At 65.1% G+C, this 19,944-nt stretch carries 10 protein-coding genes and 1 pseudogene; 3 read left to right on the top strand and 8 right to left on the bottom strand.

All coding sequences use genetic code 11. The features are described from left to right. Positions 1-190: pseudogene (locus tag B5M43_RS13140) on the bottom strand (IS3 family transposase); the annotation flags it as partial. A 194-nt stretch (positions 191-384) separates the two neighbouring features. Between B5M43_RS13140 and B5M43_RS13135 the strand changes: the two are divergent. Then, entirely contained in the window at positions 385-1,050 is a 666-nt protein-coding gene (locus B5M43_RS13135) for a copper resistance CopC family protein (RefSeq protein WP_067028629.1), read from the top strand. A 183-nt stretch (positions 1,051-1,233) separates the two neighbouring features. On the opposite strand, the gene B5M43_RS13130 is transcribed toward B5M43_RS13135, so the two are convergent. From B5M43_RS13130 to B5M43_RS13120, 3 genes are all read right to left on the bottom strand, one after another. Further along, positions 1,234-1,902 carry a cation diffusion facilitator family transporter gene (locus B5M43_RS13130; protein ID WP_134746267.1) on the bottom strand — a complete coding sequence of 223 codons (669 nt, stop codon included), beginning with the start codon at positions 1,900-1,902 and terminating at the stop codon, positions 1,234-1,236. Continuing rightward, a complete protein-coding gene (locus B5M43_RS13125; RefSeq protein ID WP_134746268.1) occupies positions 1,899-2,258 on the bottom strand; it encodes a helix-turn-helix transcriptional regulator in 360 nt (119 codons plus the stop codon). Before B5M43_RS13125 ends, B5M43_RS13130 begins: the two co-directional genes overlap by 4 nt. A 185-nt stretch (positions 2,259-2,443) precedes the next feature. Beyond that, positions 2,444-5,497: an AAA family ATPase gene (locus B5M43_RS13120; protein WP_230668121.1), complete on the bottom strand. Its 3,054-nt coding sequence runs from the start codon at positions 5,495-5,497 to the stop codon at positions 2,444-2,446. A 147-nt stretch (positions 5,498-5,644) separates the two neighbouring features. On the opposite strand from B5M43_RS13120, the gene B5M43_RS13115 reads away from it, so the two are divergent. Both B5M43_RS13115 and B5M43_RS13110 read left to right on the top strand, forming a co-directional pair. Beyond that, on the top strand, positions 5,645-7,093 hold the full coding sequence (locus tag B5M43_RS13115; protein ID WP_134746269.1) for an ATP-binding protein: 1,449 nt from the start codon (positions 5,645-5,647) through the stop codon (positions 7,091-7,093). Next, positions 7,090-9,078: a Druantia anti-phage system protein DruA gene (locus tag B5M43_RS13110; RefSeq protein WP_205829518.1), complete on the top strand. Its 1,989-nt coding sequence runs from the start codon at positions 7,090-7,092 to the stop codon at positions 9,076-9,078. Before B5M43_RS13115 ends, B5M43_RS13110 begins: the two co-directional genes overlap by 4 nt. On the opposite strand, the gene B5M43_RS13105 is transcribed toward B5M43_RS13110, so the two are convergent. From B5M43_RS13105 to B5M43_RS13090, 4 genes are read right to left on the bottom strand one after another with little or no spacing between them, the layout of a single operon-like run. Continuing rightward, positions 9,075-10,316, bottom strand: a complete 1,242-nt coding sequence (locus B5M43_RS13105) for a PD-(D/E)XK nuclease family protein (RefSeq protein WP_134746271.1) — start codon at positions 10,314-10,316, stop codon at positions 9,075-9,077. The two genes, B5M43_RS13110 and B5M43_RS13105, sit on opposite strands and share 4 nt — an antisense overlap. Further along, a complete protein-coding gene (locus tag B5M43_RS13100; protein ID WP_134746272.1) occupies positions 10,313-15,886 on the bottom strand; it encodes a DEAD/DEAH box helicase in 5,574 nt (1,857 codons plus the stop codon). The genes B5M43_RS13105 and B5M43_RS13100 overlap by 4 nt, the downstream gene beginning before the upstream one ends. Then, positions 15,883-16,971 (bottom strand): hypothetical protein, encoded by a 1,089-nt coding sequence (locus B5M43_RS13095; protein WP_134746273.1) that lies wholly within the window; start codon positions 16,969-16,971, stop codon positions 15,883-15,885. Before B5M43_RS13095 ends, B5M43_RS13100 begins: the two co-directional genes overlap by 4 nt. After that, positions 16,971-19,832, bottom strand: coding sequence for a hypothetical protein (locus tag B5M43_RS13090; protein WP_230668119.1), 2,862 nt, complete (start codon positions 19,830-19,832; stop codon positions 16,971-16,973). Before B5M43_RS13090 ends, B5M43_RS13095 begins: the two co-directional genes overlap by 1 nt. Positions 19,833-19,944: the final 112 nt, after the last annotated feature.

Below are 19,944 nucleotides of genomic sequence, written 5' to 3'. Positions count from 1 at the left end.
TGCTGACCCCCTGCCGGTCGCCGGCGTCGACCTGCGCCTGCCGCACCCACCGGCGCAAGCTCTCAGCGCCGAAACCGAGCCGCTTCGACACCGTCTCGCACGCGGTCGTGAGGTTCGGGTACTCATCGAGGTGATCGAGCACGAGCCGGATAGCGCGCTGCTTCGTCTCCTCCGGAATCCTCTTCGGCATGATCATCATCTTCCTTCCAGACTCGAAAGGAAGCGGCATCAAACCGGGGACGGTTCACCGATCGAAGACCAACGCAACGCCGGACTCATAGCGATCGTCGGCGCGATCCTGCCCATTCTCCTGGCCACCGTCGGGCGTCGATTCGGCTCGGCCGACGACGTTGCATCTATCCCGCCCTCATCGAAAGGACACTCATGGCCCACCGCCGCCACACACGACTCGGAGCCCTCACGGGGCTGATCACTGCCGCAACTCTCGTGTTGCTCCCGGCCCAGTCTGCTTCCGCGCACGACAACCTCCTCGAAGCGTCCCCAGCGGCGGGCACGACGGTGGCGGCGCTTGACGCGGTGACGCTGACCTTCAGCGCTGAGCTGATCGACTTCGGGCAAGCGAGCTACGCCCAGGTGCAGGGGCCGGACGGCCTCTACTACGAGACGTCCTGCTCGACGATCGACCTGAATGTCCTGACTACGCCGGTCGCGCTCGGAGAGGCCGGCACCTACACGATTGCTTGGAATGCCGTCTCCAGCGACGGTCACCCCATCTCGGAGTCCTACGAGTTCACGTACGCGCCGGCTGAGGGCGCCGAACCTGCGCTCGGATGGGATGAGCCCGCCTGCCGCAACGAGGACACCCGCACGCAGCCCGGCGCCGTGCCCGAGCCTGCAGAACAACCCGAATCGACCGCGGAGGCATCCGCGAGCACCCCCGCGCCGCAGCCGCGCGCCTCGGAGACCACAGAGGTGGAGAACGAGGGCGCCGGACTGGTCGTGGCCGGCGTGATCGGGGCTGGCGCGCTACTGGCTGCAGCTTTCGCCGGTGGGTTCTTCGCTCTTCGTGCGAGGTCACGTCGCCGGTGAGGTGAGGACACAGACCTGGGCGGCATGGACCACGGTGGTGACAGTGTCCGAAGTGAGGACATGCCACCCGTAAGCAAGCGCGCGAGGAACCGTTCCTCGTCGACCTTGCCATAGTGAATGGTCAGCTCGGTGTCGGTCCCCTCGCCGGTGGTCGCGCGCGTGCACTCGATCGGGAGGTCCCGATTATCGGACCTGTACCTCACTGTCGTCATCGTCCTCGAGGTCTTCGAGGACCTCGAAGGGCGATTCGACGTCGCCGCGCCAGGCTTCGAGGCCTTCGCGGATCGCGAGCACCGCGACCACGAGGGCAGCCACCGAGTCGGCCCACCACCAGCCGAACAGGGTGTTGAGGATGAGGCCGATGAACACGGCGCCGGAGAGGTAGACGCAGAGGATGAGCTGCTTGGCGTCGGCGAGCACGCTCTTGGAGTCGAGCTCGCGGCCGGTGCGGATCTCGAACCACGCCAGCAACGGCATCACGACCAGGCTCAGCGCGGTGATGCCAAGACCGAACGGGCTGTGGTCGGGGCCCTCTGTCTGCACGAGGCTCAGGACGGCGTCGACGGTGACGTAGGCGGCGAGGGCGAAGAACGCCAGGCCGATCGCCTTGACAGTGACCTTCTCCCACCGCTCGGGGTCCTTGCGTGTGAACTGCCAGGCGATGGCGGCCGCCGAGAGGACTTCGACGACGGAGTCGAGGCCGAAGCCGATCAGCGCCGCGGAGGAGGCCAGCACGCCGGCCCAGACGGCGACGATGGCTTCGATGACGTTGTAGGTGATCGTGAAGCCGACGATGAAGCGCACGCGACGGTGCAGCGTGGCACGGCGCTTGGTGGTCAGTGGCGCGCTCATGCGGTTGCCGCCGTTCCGCAGCAGCCGGGCACGGTGCACGAGTCGTCCACGCAGGGTGCGCTCTCGTCAACGGCGAGGGTGACATCGACGAGCGCCGTCAGCGCTGCGGCGAGATGGGGATCAGCGATCTCGTACCGGGTCTGTCGACCCTCTGGCTCGGCGACCACGATTCCGCAGTCGCGGAGGCACGTCAGGTGGTTGGAGACATTCGACCTCGAGAGGTCCAGTGACCGCGAGAGCTCGGCCGGGTAGTTCGGCCCGTCGAGGAGGGTCATCAGGATCCGGGAGCGGCTCGGGTCGGCCATCGCCCGACCCAGCCGGTTCATCACGTCGATTCGGGAAGCAATGGTCAGCACGCAATGACTATACATCCAGGGCTGTACTGATCGCAATCTCGGTGCCGTGCGCCAGGTCTTGTCGCCGCCGTCGAGGTTACGCGCAACGGATACCCGCTGGGTCAGGATCCGAGTGACGAGGTGTCCCGCAGACCGACATGGCAGTTCACCATGAGCGGCCCGCTCGGCAACTCGTCAATGCCCTTTCAGTGCCCGACCAGCCCGTCGCGAGTCCCTACCAGGGAACCGCGCGCCACGGGATCTGCCACTTCACTCCGATGCCCGCGTACGCCGACCTGGCTTGGGTCGACATTGCGGACATGCCCATCCTGTCGAGTACGGTCCACGACGCTTCGAGACGCCACCGCGACTCGCTCGTTAAGACGGGCTCGCAGACTGACAAGCTCACGCCAACCGCCCGAATCGACCGCGCGACCGTGCCCTTGCGATTCCTCGTCGGCGATCCGCGCATCGAGGGACGCTAGCGCGCCCCGGCTCGAGATCAGCCAGTGATCGAGCTGGCGCGCTGCACTTTGATCGTCATTCGCTCCGACACGCCACCCTGGGTCATGAGTCACCTTCGCCGCCCTCCCCAACTCGCCCCGCGCCGCACGCACCGAGTCCTCGATCGTCACTTCTGCGACGCCGCGCATCATGCTGTCCGCAATCTGCTCGCGCGCGGCGCTGGCTGTCCACCCCATCGCGATCGCCTCGTTGTGAACCCGCCCGCGGGTCATGCCGACATAGAGTCCCGAGGCATCCACGCCTGGCCCGACCACCGACGCATCCGTCGTCTCGCCCTGGATTCCGTGCACTGTCGACGCGTAGGCCAGGTGCATGTGCTCGGCGGCGTAGTCGAGCGACACGTGCCGCACGTCCCCACTATCGCCAAGGGCGACGAGCTCGACATCTGACGTGCCGAGCCGGCGGATCGTCCACAGCGCACGGTTCTCAACACCCGCCACTCGATCGTTGAGCCGGGTCTGAACGATGTCCCCTTCAAGTAGCCGCTGTTCGCCCTGCCCCACCGCGAGACGGCCAGGATGCAGCTGCCCGAGTTCAACTCGCCGCTCCTGGATCGCCTCGTTGACCGCATCCGCCTCATCGTTCGTGCTCGTGACCAGGGCGACCCGCTTGCGCACGGCCGCCCAGCGAAAGTACGCCTCGACCATCGCCTCGCGCGCTTGCGCGGCATCCGTCACGCGATGGATCTGTCCACGCCCGTCGAGTTCGGTCGCGACGGTGAGGGCGCCCTCCTTCGATGCCGGCTCCCGCATGCGCAGTGTGAGCGCGGCGTAGCCCGGATCGCGGAAGCGATGCACCGCCGTCAGTTCGACGACCGCGGTCGCGCGACGCGTCATGCACGCCATCGCGCCGGCGTGACCCACGGGCATAGCCTGCAGATGGTCACCGACCATCGCGACGCCCGCGCCGGTCTCTGCCGCGATCGCCGCGAGGGCATCGGCGGTGTGGAGGTCGACCATGCCGGCCTCGTCGACGACGACGCGGTCACCTGCGCCGAGTGCGAAAGAGCGCGGACCGGTGTAGATCCGCCCGCTGCGCTCATCGATCTCGCCGACGTGCAGTCGCCTCCATACCTCCGCGCCGGCTTCGTCGCGACCCCAACGCCATCCGTAGTCGACCAGCAGCGCATGCAGGCTCACGGCGGTCGCGCCGATTTCGCGGCCGGCGACGGACGCCGCCTTCTTGGTCGGCGCGACAACGACGAACTGACGTCGTTGCTGAGCGAGCGCGATGCGAGCGACCCGCAGCATCGTTGTTTTTCCGGCACCCGCGGGGCCTGCGACCGAGACCAGCCGATCTGTTCCGGCGATCGCCGACGCCGCTGTGATCTGCCCTTCATCGAGTGATACGCCTGCATCCAGGATCGCGTCTGCAATCCCAGTGACCCCGGCGCGCCGGAATGGCTCGCCCGCCCGGGTGAGCGCATCGAACCTCGCTGCCAGCTCGACCTTCAGCCGGGCAGTCGACGAGGCCATGAATGCCTTGATGTGCTGCGGGCGCTCTCCTTCCGGAGCGAGCAGGTCGACGGTCCGGGTGAGCCCGCGGGCTGCGACGTCGTCGATCAGCTCCTGCAAATCGTCGCGATGGGCCACTACTCCGGTTGCGGCGACCGCCCGAGTGGCGCCGGCCCGCAGGTCGTAGCTGCTGAACCTCCCGCCGCATGCGGTCGACCTCCCATCGGCCTCAACGATCGCCTTGGCCGCGAGCAGGTCGCGGTCGAGCGTTTCGATCGCCGTCGGCCGCGCCCGGGTCGCCGGTCGCTCCTCCAGGATTCCGGCGTCGATAGCGCGAAGCTCGTCCCGGATGAGCTTCTCCCACTCCGACTCGTCCACGACGCCGGGCTTTTTCGGGCGGCTCTTCGCCCATGCGAGTCGGTCGAGATGCTGCAGTACGTCGTGGCCAGGTTGCTGTCCCGGGTGCTCGGCCCGCCATTCCAACAGCAGCTTGGCGCGGTTCGCCTCGATCTGGTTCGAGCGCCGCGAAAGCGGCCGCACGGCGTGGCCGAGTTGCGCAATCTCCCCGTCGTCACCGATCGAATATCCGTTGCGCGCGAGCGCGGCGATCCACTCCGGGTCAGTGCGCAGCGCGAGCTCGCCCTCCGCGTTGATCAGCGTGTGCAGCTTCATCGCGACCCGCGAGTCGACGTTCGACCACTTGCCGTCGTCGCCGAGCACCTTGACGTTCAGCCACAAGTGCCGGTGGATGTGCGGGTCCAGAGCCCGCGATCGCCGGTGCTGGAGTTCGACAACTTCGATCCGGTGAAGCGACTCCCGGATGCTGCCGCCCGCGCCTCGGCGCGCGTTCAGCTCCTGTTGCCAGGTCGTGATGATGCGCGTGCGGAGTCGGTCTTGCAGCGCTTCGAACTCCGTCGCGAGGTCGTGGTTGATCAGGGCCGCGATGCTGTAGGACTTCGGCGCGTTGATCGTGCCGTCCAGGATGAGATCGGCGTGTGGCGAACCGAGTTCGCGGCCGCGCGGGACGTCGGTGACGGGGTCGCGGCCGTCGACCCAGCGGCGGAGCGCAGCGGCGTCGAGGCCGTCAACGGTCACCGCACAGCCTTCCACCGTGAATCGGGTGACATGCTGGGCGTCTCCGCGGCTGTACGCGGCGAGCGCCTCGACTCCCGTCACCGCGCGCAGGTGCGAGTCGCAGCTCCCCTTGAACGCGTAGGCCATCGCCTGCCGAACCCCCTGCGATCCGACACCCCGCTTCCAGCGCTCGAGTCCCCCGCGCACAGCTTCAGCGTACGCCCGATGTGTCTAACTAGCGAGTGCTTACACAGAAGTGCCTGCGTGCATCGCGAGGGGACAGGTTGAGTGGTTCGTGAGCGAGTCCGGCGAGCTACCCTAGACGTGTCCCCAACTCCGACGGAGGGAGCCAACATGGGCGGATTTCAGGACCGGACGCTCAGCCTGCTCGTACCCGCGAATTTCATCAGGGCGATCCGCGAATCGGGTTACGTCAGCCTCTCCACGTCGCTGGCAGAACTGATCGACAACTCGCTCCAAGCGAATGCTGCAGTCATCGACATCACGGTCGGTCGGAGCGATCCTGATGCGCTTCCTCGGATCTGTGTCGAGGACGACGGCGACGGCATGACCCACGACGAACTGGCGGCTTGCCTTCGCTTTGGTGGATCATCTCGCTTCGACTCGCGCTCCTCTCTTGGGCGGTTCGGTATGGGGCTACCTGCGGCATCGCTAAGCCAGGCGCGCAAGGTCGAGGTGACAGCATGGCAAGCGGACACCGCTGCGCGGGCGGTTCACCTCGATGTCGACGCGGTGGCGCACGGCGAGGAAGCACTGTTGCTTCGCGATGGCGCGAGAGGCGCCGCACCATCTGGCTGCCGGGTCGTCTGGACGGAGTGCGACCGGATTGAGTACCGGCGCCTCGCATGGCTGGAGCGCGCGCTTCACCGCGATCTTGGTCGGATGTTTCGGAAGTTCCTCGCCCGCGGCGTGACGTTGCGCATCAACGGACATGCGGTCGAACCGCTCGATCCGATGTTGCTCTCTACGGAACTCAATGGTCACGCGGCCCGACTCGCCTTCGAGCCAATGCGCTACGAGATCGCCACCACGACCGGCGACACGAGTTTTGTGACGGTGACTTTCACGGTCCTCCCCGTCACTCGCTGGCATCACCTCGACAACACCACGAAGCGAAAGGTCGGCATCGTGGGGCACGGCGGTGTCTCGATCCTGCGCGCGGGGCGGGAGATTGCCAACGGCTGGTACCTCATGGGTGGCAAACGGAAGGAGAACTACGACGACTGGTGGCGGTGCGAGATCGAGTTCGACCCCGCGCTCGACGAGCACTTCGGAATCACCGTCAACAAGCAGGGGGTGCGCCCCACTGCGGCGCTTCGTGAAGCGCTCGAACCCGAACTGGAATCCATCGCCCGTGTCTTGAACGCCCGCGTCCGCCGAGCCTTCGAGGAGGTAAAGTTCGAGGCAGCCGTGCAAGGTGCTTGCCGCATCGCCGGTGCCGCTGACGCCGACCTCCCGGTGATCCGCACCTCGGGACGCACCACCGGAGCGCTGAGCTACCACCTTGGGGCAGACCAAATGTCGGGAGAGTCGATGTTCGATTTGACGCTGAAGCAGCGCCACCTTAACGTCACGATGAACATCGACCACCCGGGCTTCACCGCACTGTACGTCCCGCTCCAGGAGTTGGGCGACTCAGGTGCGCCCGTCCGCACGGCACTCGAACTGCTACTCCTCTCGTTCGCGCGATCGGTCGCCTCTGTCGGTGCGAGCGAGCAGGATTATCGTGACCTGCTCCGCGTATGGGGTGCGACCTACGGACGGATGCTGCAGAAGTCATGAGCCACGAGAACGAACCGAAGTTCATCAACATCTCGCTGCCCAGGGGAACACGCCGTGTCGAGCGCGAGGGGTTCCTCCGACTCTGTAAGGCACTCGCTGCGGCAGCCCTCGAGCCGGCCGAGGCCATCGACCGGACCCGCTGGTTCGAGCAGGCCAAAATTGGCGATCTCTACAACCAGCCAACCCTTGCCGCGGCCGCGCATACCCTGATCGACCTGTTGGACCAGGGGTGGCAATTGACCGACTACAAGCACGGACCACTGCTGGCTCCGCCACCGTCGCACGCCGACCCCGAGATCGAGAAGGTACGGATCCGACGCCAAGAGCATCTGCGGCGTGACCCACAGCTTCGGAAGCCGAGCGTCAGACGGTTCGTCGAAGGGATGGAGAAGCCCCGCGAACACGGAGGACGACTAGTCTCCATCTTCAGCCTCATGCGCGATGGGCGTGAGCTAGCCGACGCTCTAGAGCGCGACCCCAATCCCGAGACCATCATCCGCCCATATATCCAGATCGTCGATGGCGGAAAGTGCGAGCTGACGGGCTTCGCCCTCCACGACATCTGGCGCTATTTCCGTCACACCTGGTCGAACGCCTACTCCACGGTCCCTGGACGCTCGATGCCGATCCTCATCCGAGATGCGGCGACGCCGAACCATGCCGTGATCGGCCTCGCCGCCATCTCAAGCCCCGTCGTCCAGATTGCCGAACGCGACCAGTGGATCGGATGGGACACCGACACGTTCCTAGAGTCGGTGCGCGCCAATCCGACGGACGAGATCGCCGTGTGGATCACCGAGCGCATCGACGCTCAACTCAGTGAGATCTACTTCGATGACCTCCTCCGGGACGGCGTCCTCCAGCCCACGGACCTGCGGCACCCCACCCCCGACGCCATCGCCCTACTTCGGGCTGATGCAGAGCGGCATCGCCAGAAGCATCACCGCGCCCCCCTCCAAGCTGTGCGTCAGATTGAGCAGGACGCCTGGCTGGAGCGCGCGCTGACGCCGCTGTTTCGGAGCAAGCGCGCTTCGGTACTCGCGGATACCCTGGAGATCGCCTTCGTCCTCGGCTCGTACCTACGCCCGACTCCAACGGCCGAAGGGTTGAAAGAGGCGCTCAAAGACACGAAGGCTCGGACGCAGATCCGCCGCCTAATGCGTCGTGCTCGGGGGGAGCGGGTAGGCACGGTCATTGCCGACCTAACGGTCTGCGGTGCTGTCGCGCCGTACAGTGCGCTCGCCGCCGGCAAGCTCGTTGGGGCACTTGCGGTCTCCCCGAAGGTCGTCGCGGCGTACCGCGCGAAATACGCCCGCCCAAGCGAGATCGCCTCGTCGATCGCGGGACGCTCCATCGAGCGCGAGTCGCGCCTCTCATTCATCAGCACCACGTCGCTCTACGGCAGTGGATCTAGTCAGTACAACCGACTTCGCTGGCCGGCCGATGTCATGGGCGGGCCACAGGATGAGCAGATCCGTTTTCAGCAGCTTGGTCGGTCGCGCTCATTCGGCACGTCGCAGTTCAGCGACGAGACCGTCGAAGCGCTCGTGCGGTTGTCGCGGCTCAAGGGGGCAACAGTTCGCGTCAATAGCTTGTTCGGCGAAGGCGTCAGTCCGCGCCTGCGGAAAGTCCGACTCGGGCTCGCTGCGCTCGGGTGGCCGACGAACGAACTGCTGAAGCATGGTCGTGAACGCATTGTCTACGGCGTGCGCCTGGTGGAGAACCTGCGCGACTACTCGCTTGGCATCGACTCCGATCCGACCTACCTGATCGACACTGACCTCACCGACGGTGAGGCCGCGGTCGCAGGCTGGTGGTTCGAGCGCTGGGGACGTCGCCGAGCGGAGCAGGGGCCAGTGCGGGAGTCGATGCGTGCCCATCGACTAGTACGACCGTTCCGGCATGGGGCGCGTGTGCCGCTGCCAAGTGAGGAGAAGGCAGACATCGAGCAGAGCGACGTGACGCGCTACGTCGAGAACCTCTAGGAAGAGACGACCTGGAACACCTCCGAGGCGGCCGTAAGGAGAGCAACCGGAGTGTTCGCCTCGGGATCGAGTTCATGGCGCAGCCCGAGAAGACGAACGTGATCACCGGGCGAGAACGGCGGTGTTGGCGAGGTGGTTCGGAGCAGCAACCGCTGGATGCCCGTTTCAGGGTCGACAACCCACCAGCTCCGCTGCCCGTTCTGCTTCCCGATCTTCCCCTCGTAGTCGAACCACTCCCGCTCGCCGATAGTCGTCAGCTCTCGAGTCACCTCGTCCCAGTAGGCCCCGCACAACTGACGTACCGTGCACCTTTCGCAGTTCGCCGGGCTCGGCAAAGGCGTTGGTGCCCCTGACTTCAATTCAACATCGGCATGCTCAATCTGAGCAGTCAGGGATACACGTAGCGCGTCGAGGTCTTCGCTCGACGGAACGGGAATATCGACGTCGCGGTCCCGATACGCGGCAGTTAGACTCGCCGTCGCCAGCCGGGCAGGGTTCGACTGGTCGTCCGCATCCCAAAGTAGGGCGTACAACCGCAGTTGCTCATGATGCCCTGGAGCTTCGACGCCGGTCTTGTAGTCAACGATGTCGACTGATGCCCCTGCAATGGTGAGTAGGTCGACACGCCCAAGAAGCCGCAGTTCGTCGGCGACGAGCACCACTTCGGGATGCGATCCCTTCCCGAGAGCTCTGCGCGTGGGCTGGCCTCTGCGCGCGACACCACTTCCGTCCCGCATGCTGCTCGACGCAGACGAGCGCGGGACGAACACTGTCCGGCTGAGGTAGGTCTGCACCTGGACACGAGCATCAGGAGTCTGAGCACGAAGCTCGCGCGCTATCCGGCGACGACGATCGAGGCCGACGCGTGGGTTGCTCTCCAGTGGCGCAAGCTGCCTAGTCACCATCTCCTCAACGACGGACGTGAGTCCGCCAAGCTCGCGGAGCACCCTTGTTGCCTCAATTGAATGTGCCGACTCGACGCCTGCCTCTGCGAGCGCCTTGACGACGACTTCGAGCGCACCGTGGACGACATCACCGAACAAAGCGGGCGTACTCGGTAGCGATGGATAGCCATGACTATCCCAGAGGTCTGGGTAGGTCGCCCGCACGAGGGCATATCGGCGAGGACAGGTCTCGACCTCTTTCAGGGACGAATAGCTCCAGTAATTCGGCGGCGAAGGCAACAACGCTCGGCTCGACGCAACGCCCGTGTCGATCGTGCCGACCGCCTGCGTCACGTCAGCGCCTTCTCAACCTGGTGGCTGGCGCTCGGCAGGTTCCGTGAGATCACGATGTCGTCGATAAGCCGAACCGGAATGGTCGTCTGGTTCTCCTTGGCGTCGTTGAGCTCAGGGTCGGTCGCAAGGTCAGGAGTGAGGGGGCCATGAACACCGAAGATAAACTGCCGGTCACCCCTCGTCGCCAGGATCGGGGCGCGCACCTGCCCGATGCCGGCGATGTTGACCGGCTGATCGCGCTCGAAGGTCACGCCAGCAATGTCGCGCCCGACGAGGTCGCGATATAGGCGGTCCGTCGAGAGCGCGAGGCGCGTCGAGTCAAGCGTCGGCGCCGTTCCGTCGAGCAAGTAGCGGAGCAGGCTCGCACCGACCTTGCGATCGAGCAGGCCGTGCTCGAAGCGATTGCGAAAGCTCCGCAGGCAGCGGTAACAGGACTCGTCGCAATCCGCAGGGCATACTTCGAGCCGCTGAAGGGTTTGGCGAAGTATCTCGACGCCGAACTGCTCCACGCGTCGAGTGAACCCCGCGCCACCCGCAAGCGTGTCGTAGAGATACAGCTCAGCCTCGAGTCCCTCGGCGCCGCCGAGCGTCAGCGCAGGGCGGTACTCGGCTTGAAGTTCCGTGGCCTCGATATCCAGCCGTTGCGTAGACGCGATAGTCATCGCCTCCGCGATGGTGCGGAGCGCGACCTGCGTGGAAAGGAGCTGGGGGTCGAGGCGAACCGGCCGTTTGACCTTGAGGCGAACCAACAGCACGTCGGTGATGAAGTCGGTTCCGAGCACAAGGCCGCTCGTGGAGGATGACCCTGGGCAGTTCGGCTCCTGCTCATCTGGAAACGGCTTCTTGTGCTGCCCGACGACGACGCCGGTTGCGGACTTGGTCGGCTCGATCAGGCCACATTTGAAGCAGTAGGTGTATCCCTCGTTTCGTGGTCCGGTGTTGGTGACCAGCAGAGTTTCGCGATGGTACGTCTGCTGAACACGGTCGGTGACCTGAGTCCAGGCGGAGTCGTCGGCAGGGCCAGGGGCGACGAGCTTGGCACGCGTGGCATAGCTTCGCGCCGGAGCATCATCGGGGCTGGTGCCGGGGTCTTCATAGGCGGGGTGTGCAAACCCTGGCGGGCGTATCCAGGCCATCGCCTTGCCGAAGGAGTCTTCAGACCCGCAGGCGGGACACTCACGGACTTCACCACGGTGCGCTTCCTCCTGCTCGAAGTAGTTCGCGTAGTGGCAGACTGTGCACTCGAAGTAGAGCTTGTGCCCCTGCCAGGCGTTGTACCGCTCAGCCCAAACCGGGGAGTAGATCGCGCCGGAACGCCATTCCTTGTTGTCGATCCAGACAACCTTGCCTGGTGCGTACTGACTCAGCGCCACGGGAAGTCCCTGGCTCGGCGCGTAACGGAACGCTGCTCGGAATCGCTCGGACTTGTCCACGTCGAAGACATGGAATCCAGCTACGTCGGTTGGGAAGGCATATCGAGGCAGCACGCCCTTGTAAAGCAGCCGGTCGAGCAGATTAGTCTGGCTGCGCTGAGGGCTTGGCTCATCCGCACCATCCTCGCCGGGGCCCTCCGCTTCGACCTCTTCAGCCGCTGGTGAAAGATCCCCCTCGACCGGTGTCGGCAGCGCACCCTCGGCGGTCAAGTCGAGTGCCTTGTCGATGTCCTCCAGCGTCTTGCTGACGATCCCATCGAGGACCGCGTCCCGGCTATCGGATGTCAGCTCAGAGGGTAGCCAGCCGTCGATGTCGGACCTGAGCTGACTCTCGTGTGTTGCCAGCCACCCTGCAAAGTCGGTGCGATTCAGGGGGGATACAGCGCCGACAAAATCCTGAACCGTGCCGAGCACCTCGAACAACTGCGAGGACTGCGTCTCGGGGTCGAAGGTCGGCAGCCGATCCTGGTGGTACCGCTGAAGCAGATAGGCAACGACGTGCCGACGAGCAATCTCATCGTTGTCCATCGTGAGCACGGGATCGTCAACGCGGCCACGGATCATCTCGGCTGGCGCGCGGAAGTAGTGATCGTCGTGGGTGTCGGCGCTGCCGAAAGCGATCACCGTTGCGACCGCGTTGCCGCGGCGTCCGGCACGACCGGCTCGCTGCTGATAATTGGCGCGGGACGGCGGCATGTTGCGGAGGGCGACGCCGGACAGCGCGCCGATGTCGATTCCGACCTCCATTGTCGTCGTACACGACAGCACGTCGATAGCTGCCCGTTCCTGGGCGTTTGGCCCCGGGAGTCCGAGATTGACGTCCTGGAAGAGCAGTTCGTGTTCCTCGGCCTTCGAGAAAACTGCGTCGGACTGCGCCGCGTTCAGCTGAGCGGTATGCTCGGCCGCGATGATGCTCATTGGTGGCTCAGGCGGATTGGCGAGCGCTCGGACGGTGCTCGCGCGGTAATAGCCCTTGCGCGCCTGGAAGACGGGGTCCGTCTCAGGATCAAGAACGCGGACTTCGTTAACTCCGCAGTTGGCGCACTTGTTCGCCCCAGGGAACGGCCGCTGGGTATAGCGGCAGCGTTCGCAGTAGCCCCAATCGCCGCCGAGTTCGAGCGCAACCCGATTGGCGAGCAGATAGTACTTGTTCCCTGCGGTCTCGCAGAACTTCTGACGCAGCGTCGGCAGCCAGCCCTGGTTGAACTGCTTGCTGATGGTGGCGGAGCCAAGCCATCGCTCGAACGGGCGGAACTTGCCGGAGTGTGGACGCACGCCCTCCTTGACGCCACGCCAGTCGGCGGTCATAGCGGGGAACCAGATGCCCCACGACGGCGTGCTCCACTGCGCCAGCCACAGGCGCACGAGCGCCAGCTTCCGCTCGTCGCTGTCTGCGACTCCTGGGATATCCGGCAGGACATCAAGGAGTTCCTCACGAAGCGACCCCCGTTCGCGTAGCGAGGCAAGTCCGAGCGACGACAACCCGTAGTAGCGATCGGTCAAGGTCTTGTAGATGGCTTTGAGGAGCGACTCCGGCGTTTGCGGCTGCATCATGACCAGTTCGGTCCGCGCATCATCGTTTCCGTCGAGTGCGCCAGCATCCAGAACCCGCCCAACGTCAGCAAGCGCACTCATCGACTCGCTCGGACGAAGCTCAGGGCGAAGACGCACCGATAGTCGCTTCGCCCCCACCATCGAGGCAAGCGTCAAGTGGTCAAGGCTGAGCTGCTTGCCGATCCCGGGGATGGTCGAAAGCTCGTTCCACCCACGCACGATGAGCGGACGGATCACGTCGCGCATGGCGTAGCTCTGGAGGTTCGGCGCGAGTCGAGCTGCCACCTGCCGAGAGTCGGAGAACGCCAGCACTTTTCGACCGCGCAGCGGCGCAAAGTCGTCATACGGGCGTGACGGGGGCTGAACCTCGATCTGTCGCGTCACCAGCGCCTGGAACGGCTGGTCACCCTTGGTCTGATGATCCTGGACTGAGGACCGACCGAATCCAGCTCTCTGTCCACAGACCCCACACGGATTGAACTCGCCGTTCGCGTTGACCTCGCTGGTACCGTCAACTTCCTCGTCGTCGGCGATGACGACTTCGCCGGTTCGCTTGCCTGGCAGATACACCGTGCGAACCCGCGAACCGAGCTTCATCGGGTCGAGCCGCCCGGTGACGAGGTCGAGGTCAGCGGGTTGTGTGACAAGTTGCGGATCGGGCTCCTCCATCAGCAAGTCGAGAGGCTGGAGTTCCTGGACCGCACCGGAAGCCACCTGGAAGCTGTTGCCCGGTTCGTGCCAAAGCGACGACGGATTCGCAAGATCGTCCGTGTAGGCACGCAGGTACGCCGATCCACAGTGCCGACAAGTGAAGAGCTCGAAGACTCGGGCACCGCAGGAGCAAGTCACCTGGGGCTGTGCGTAGAGCTTGCCGACGGGTCCGGGCGTCGAGTATCGCTCCCGATCTACGTCCGGGCAGTCGGCATCGGCACACGCCCAGAGGCCGGGCAATCCCCGATAGAAGGCGTGGACGCGGCACGGGAGAAGACCCGCGTCGTCTGGCTTAAGACGAGCAGCACTCCCCAGCGCGACAAGGGCAGTGATTGCGCGATCCGCTGTCTCCTGATCGATACCAGGGAACACTCTCGCGCCGAGTTCACTGACCGGCTGGGCCTGCTGCATCGTCTCGTTGACAAGCAGGTTCATGGGTTCGTAGGAGGCGAGCGCCTTGTCGAGAAGCGCGCCGACCGTCGTGCCTGGTTCGTCGGTCACTCCGCGATACGACAGGAGGCCGGCGACGGCTTCGATGCGTTTGCCCTCTGTGTCGCCGTCATAGAAGTCTTCAAGCGGGACCGCCGCGAGTTCGGAGGCGTCGGCAGCAGAACCGACGCCTGCCCTCGGACGAAGTGCCAACTTCCCGACGATCGTGCGGAAGTCGTCGGCGTCCTTGCCACTGAGCTGCGCGGCGAACCGCCGCGCGTAGTCGGCGCTGTCGAAGCTCGCACTCGTGGCGATCACCTGAAGGCGATCCGCATCAATACCCAGCCGGGCACGCAGCCGCCGCAGGAGCAGCGCGACCTCGGCTCCCGCTGCGCCCCGGTAGAGGTGTGCCTCGTCAACGATGAGCAGGAACTTCTCGTCGGGATTGGTCGCCAACCATTCGCGCGTGGCATCGAAGACCGGGCGCTCCAGGGGGCGCATCATCATGTATTCGAGCATCGAGTAGTTCGTGATGAGCACGTCTGGGGGGGCGTCAAGCACCTCATGCCGCGTCAAGAGTTCGGCGTCGCGAGGCTGAAGGACGGCGCGCAAGAACTCCCCGTCCTTCTTCCAGCGCGACCCCTTCGCCCCATACCACTCGCGGAGATCTGGCTTCGCGGGCCACTTCCCGCGTTCCTTGAGCTTGCCGACGAGTGCGGTCGCGTCCGCGTGATACCGCGATGCCGGGTCATCGCTCCGGTCGAGCAAATCGATGTAGAAGTCCTCAATGGACTTAAGCCGCTGCTGGTCGCGTTCTACCTTCCGCACACCGGGGTACAGCGTGCGGCTGGTGTACCTGGCGAAGCGCGCTGGGCGCTCCGCCCACGACTGAAACTGACTCGTCACGCGGGCATCACCGAGGAGCAAGCGGAGTCGACCGAGTTGGTCGTTCACCAGCGCATTCATCGGGTACAGGATCAAGGCGCGCACCGCAGGACGAGCGAACGAGTCCGGGCGGTGAGCTGCCTCCGCCGCGAGCTTCGCCAGCATCGGGAGCAGGAACGACTCTGTCTTGCCAGAGCCGGTACCCGTGGTCACAGCCAGGCTCAATCCGTCACGTATGGTGAGCTCCAGGGCTTCTGCCTGGTGCGTGTAAGGCGGGTCGTAGAGGAGCGGCGTTCCTTCGTCCGAACTCGTGAGACGAGCGAACAGCGTCTGAACTGCTGGGTCGAGCGCCAACTCCGCGAAACGCCGATCGGTCTGATAGCGCGGGGTGCTCTCGATGAACGGTGCACGGAAGATCACTCCGTCCTCGTCCAACAGCGCGCGTCGTTGTTCGATGAGCATCGGATGCCCTACGTGATAGGTCGCTTCGATGTAGTCGCGCAGAGCAGCCTGAATCTTGGTGATGGTCTCAGCGATCGTTGGTGCCTCTACCGTCACTGGACTTCCTCATCGGTCGTGGTGGTCATCCACAGGGTCTCGGTCAACACCGACGCGAGACCTGTCAGCGCGGATGTCGGGAGCCGGTAGGAGAACAGCGCACCGCTCGACTTCTCCACCGACAATCCGACGAGTCCAAGGTATCGCTCCGCCCAGCTCGGCAGCGGTGAAAAGAAGTCAACGACCGCCTGCGCGGGGTCGGCTCCGGGCACGGGACGAGTGCGGTACGGAAGCGGGGTGCCCCGCGCCGCGTCGATCGCGGCTTGGAGCCGCCACGCCTCGTCGCGCGCCGGAGCCACCGAACTGTCGACGGGAAGATCAAGAAGGCGTTCGGGAGCACCGCCGACCAGTCGCACGAGGCACCAGCGGTCCGCGCCATACGCCTGGGGACGCCTCCCCACGAAGTCGCCGGAGTCGCCCTCGGCCGGATCGCGCCAGCGACCGCGATAGTACATCGGACGAGTAGCGGGATCGATGATCGTCAGCCCGTCAACGAAGCCTGCTGCCAGTGCGACGTCGAGTCGAGTCCGGTACTCCGCCAGGTAGTCGGGTGCCGACACCGAACTCGGCTGCCCGATCCACCGTGTCTGGCTGATCTCATGAAGACCGGCAGCACGAAGACGCGCCACGGCGTCGTCCGGGTCGAGTACCGCCGTGCGTGTGTATCCCTCGTGCTCAACGGTGATGTCGCTTCCGACGAGCGGCAGGCTAAGAGGCCGGATGCCCGTCAGGAGGTAGCGACCAGGAGACCGCTCGATGAAGCTCGGCGGCCCGAGATAGAGCAAGCGAGTCGCCCGATCGCTGGTCGCGTCGACCAGTTCGAGCAGATCGCCCGTCGAGATCATCTGGTCGAGGATCGCCATCAGGTCATCCCGTGTTGGCGGCTGCTGGATGACTGGCATCAGGACTTCCAGTACCGCGTCCACGAGCGCCCTCGGCGTCGTCGGGCAGAGGAACGCGGCCGCCCGCCGGAGCGAAGCGCTGAATGCCTCCGGGTAGTCCAGCGCGATGCTGTCGGCATCCAGCCCCAGCACTCGTACCGAGGTCGCGGAAACCTCGTCGGCACTCCGTAGCGAAAGCTCCATCAGAATCCCCTCACCGCATCCTCTGCGTCCTTGAGCGCCCGCGTGCCAAGCACGGCAAAGCGCGCGGCCCGCAGCAGGATCGGCGAGTTCAGAACGTGCTGGAGCAGCACCCTGCGCTCGCCTGCCTCCCACTGCAGTATCTGCCCAGGATGCCCCGCGAGAGTGAGGAGGAAGCGAGCCGTCGAAGGGCGGTTGACGATCCCGTTCGCGCGAATTGCGCTCTCCGCGACTTCGGCAAAGCCAGTCAGGAGGGACGCTGGATTGAGCCAAGCGTGGAGGTTCATGCCGATCGTCCTTGCCAGCTTCCTCTGTTCATCGGCTTCTCCGACCGCGCGCTGCATGTCATCGAGAAAGTCCTCCAATCCGTCGGCGCGCGCCATGTCGCGCTCGACCGATGCCCATCGTCCTCCCGCGACGAGCGACACCAAAGCTCGGGTAATCGCTGCCAGCACCATGTCGCGCTGGAACTGCGCGAACACGTCACCGGGGAGATCAGCGTCGGCCCATTGCTGGTAGGCGCGCACAAGCTTCATCGCTTCCTCCGGCGTCTTGCTCCCCGTCGGAACATCAGGGATGAGACGCCGCACCCCTCGAAGTAGGTTCGGGTCCGTCGGGAGCAGGACCGTCGCCGTGGCGTCGACGCCCTCCCCGGCAACCGCGCGGAGCAGTCCGCCAGACGCCGGAACCTCGATGTCCACTCCGGCCTCACAGACGCTGGCAGCCAGCGGCGACTCCACTCGAAAGAGTTCGACGCGCGTCGCGCCGCTGTCCGTCCGATCGATGAGACGCGCACGGTTGCTTTCACGATCTCGAAGCAACTGCCATCGAAGCGGCTGGAAGCCACGATCCGCCGAGAGGACGGCGTACCCCACGCCAGCACGAGAGACCGAAAGCTCAATCGACTCAGCCCGGTCGAAGTAGCGGCTGAAGCGGGTGTCGCCGCGAACCTTCTTGGCGACACCAACCCAGTCGGTGTCACGGAGCGGCAACGTGATCTGCTGACGAATGTTGGCAAGCTCAGCACTCGTCTCCGACCGGAGCGCGACGGCAAGGTCGACGTGAAGCCCCTCGGGGCCGGCGATGGTGATAGCTTCCGGCTCCCACAGTTCGCTCATGGTAGGGCGAGCTGGGGATGCCAGCAGGCGGATTCCCTCGCCAGCCTCGGCCGTCTCGGAGCGCGCCTGCGGATCACGGATGGTGACCTGCAGAGATCCCTCGACGAGGGTCTGCTGCTGGGCACCCGTGAGCGTCACACTCAGTTCGTGCGGACCGACAGGCAAATCATCGAGGCTCAGGAAGAGTTCGCGCACGCCGTCCGGCCAATCCAGCGTGTAGCGGTTGCCAGCGAGGGTGAACGTACAGCCACTCGGGATCTGTTGAACGTGGATGCCGACAAGCCCTGGCTCACCAGCCAACCACTCGACCGCGCCCTCACCGTCCCACGCACTGGCGGCGAAGCCGACTGGACGAATAATCGCGTCGGACATGACGCTCAGACCCGAAGCGACCAGGGCAGCGGTGACTTCCTCGGTCAGACGCTCGGGGACGGCAAGCCGCACCGCCTCAGCACCGACAACGTCGAGTGCGGTCGGCTCCACCCAGGGCAGATCAGGCACCGACCACTCGTCGTCGTGGAGGACGTAGTAGATGCTGTTGGGGTGGATCAGTTTGCCCTTGACCTCAACGGCTGACCCCGGAGCGCGGCGCTTGAACAGCCAGATCGGTCCGCGGCTGACCTCCACCTGATCGCGGACAAGTGCATTGACGGCAGGCTCGCCGTTCTCCAGTTGGATGAACGGCACCTCGGGGTTTGGGCGTCGCGTGAGACGGACTTCTTGACCTGCCGCCGTCAGTCGACCGCGCGCCACCATCGTCTGGTCGGCGCCCTCAACCCGTGCTCGCTTGGTGCGGAGTTCCTCATAGACGTGTGGCAGCCGCCCGCTGAGCGTGCTGAGGTCGGGCAGTTCCGCGAACAGTTGCCAGCCGTTCTCTCCAGCACGGAGGACGAGGCGTGGATCAGTCGGACTCGGCAGACGATCGTGTGAGGCCGATCCTGTCCCTCGCGAGAGTCCTGGCTGGAACCCGCGCGCCCGTACCCGGTTGGCTGCCTGACGCGCGCGATTCAGCCAGAACTTCGCCTGACGCTCTTGCTCGAGTCCATCAACCAGGCGGAGCAGTGTCGAGCGGAGCAAGTAGGGGGAATCCTCCCCCTCGCCCGACAGCAACGCGGCGGCGACCTGCCCGAGCAGGGAGGTGTTCTCGCAGAAAATGCGGAACCGTTCGGTGTACCCCCAAGTGCGCGCCGCAAGGTGCTCGCCAAGCTCCTCGGGGTTCTGGAGCAGGCCGGTCGTCAACCCCATGCGGAACTCGTAGAGGAGTTGAGCGAGATGTCGCTGGAGATAAATCGGCAGGACCGCGTGGGTGATCGGCCAGGCGATGATCGGGAAGTTCCTGGCGAACGCGCCCTTCGGGACAGCTCCGCCGTATTCGGTATTGAACTTGCGGAACCACATCCGAATACGGTCGCGGCTGCCGTACTGCGCCCATCCCGGTGTCGACTGCTCGAAGCTCAGCCAATACTCGCCGCCGATGTAGTCGTAGCCGGACTCAGCGGCGTAGACGATGAATGGGAGCCAGTTCTGCCGCCAGTAACGATGGTCAAATCCCTGCGCCACCGCATGGCGGACGGCGGCGCATAGAGCGTCTAGGTCCGTCTCAGAGAGTCCATGCTCCAAGGCGAATACTGGGGCATCAGCCGCCAGAGTGCGCCGAGATTCCTGGAGGGCACGGAAGTGCAAGTCAAGACGAACGTGGAGGTGGCCGAGCACATCGAGCGCAGTATCCGCGGTCAACGGTGTCACAGCACTTCCCCCTTCTCGTGTTGATCGCTTATTCATGCCCAACGCGACATCGGCCTACAGTCTGGCCCAGGCCACAGACATAGTTTGATCGATAGGCAAGAAAACGACGGTC

The sequence above is a fragment of the Microbacterium sp. MEC084 genome, assembly GCF_004514465.2.
Classification (GTDB): domain Bacteria; phylum Actinomycetota; class Actinomycetes; order Actinomycetales; family Microbacteriaceae; genus Microbacterium.
The sequence above is the reverse complement of the archived record's forward strand: the minus strand, read 5'-3'. Positions and strand labels throughout refer to the sequence as shown.

Bases quoted from the DNA above. Each gene is read 5' to 3' on its own strand.
- B5M43_RS13135 (WP_067028629.1), top strand. From the start codon at position 385: ATGGCCCACCGCCGCCACACACGACTCGGAGCCCTCACGGGGCTGATC.
- B5M43_RS13130 (WP_134746267.1), bottom strand. From the start codon at position 1,902: ATGAGCGCGCCACTGACCACCAAGCGCCGTGCCACGCTGCACCGTCGC.
- B5M43_RS13115 (WP_134746269.1), top strand. From the start codon at position 5,645: ATGGGCGGATTTCAGGACCGGACGCTCAGCCTGCTCGTACCCGCGAAT.
- B5M43_RS13110 (WP_205829518.1), top strand. From the start codon at position 7,090: ATGAGCCACGAGAACGAACCGAAGTTCATCAACATCTCGCTGCCCAGG.
- B5M43_RS13095 (WP_134746273.1), bottom strand. From the start codon at position 16,971: ATGGAGCTTTCGCTACGGAGTGCCGACGAGGTTTCCGCGACCTCGGTA.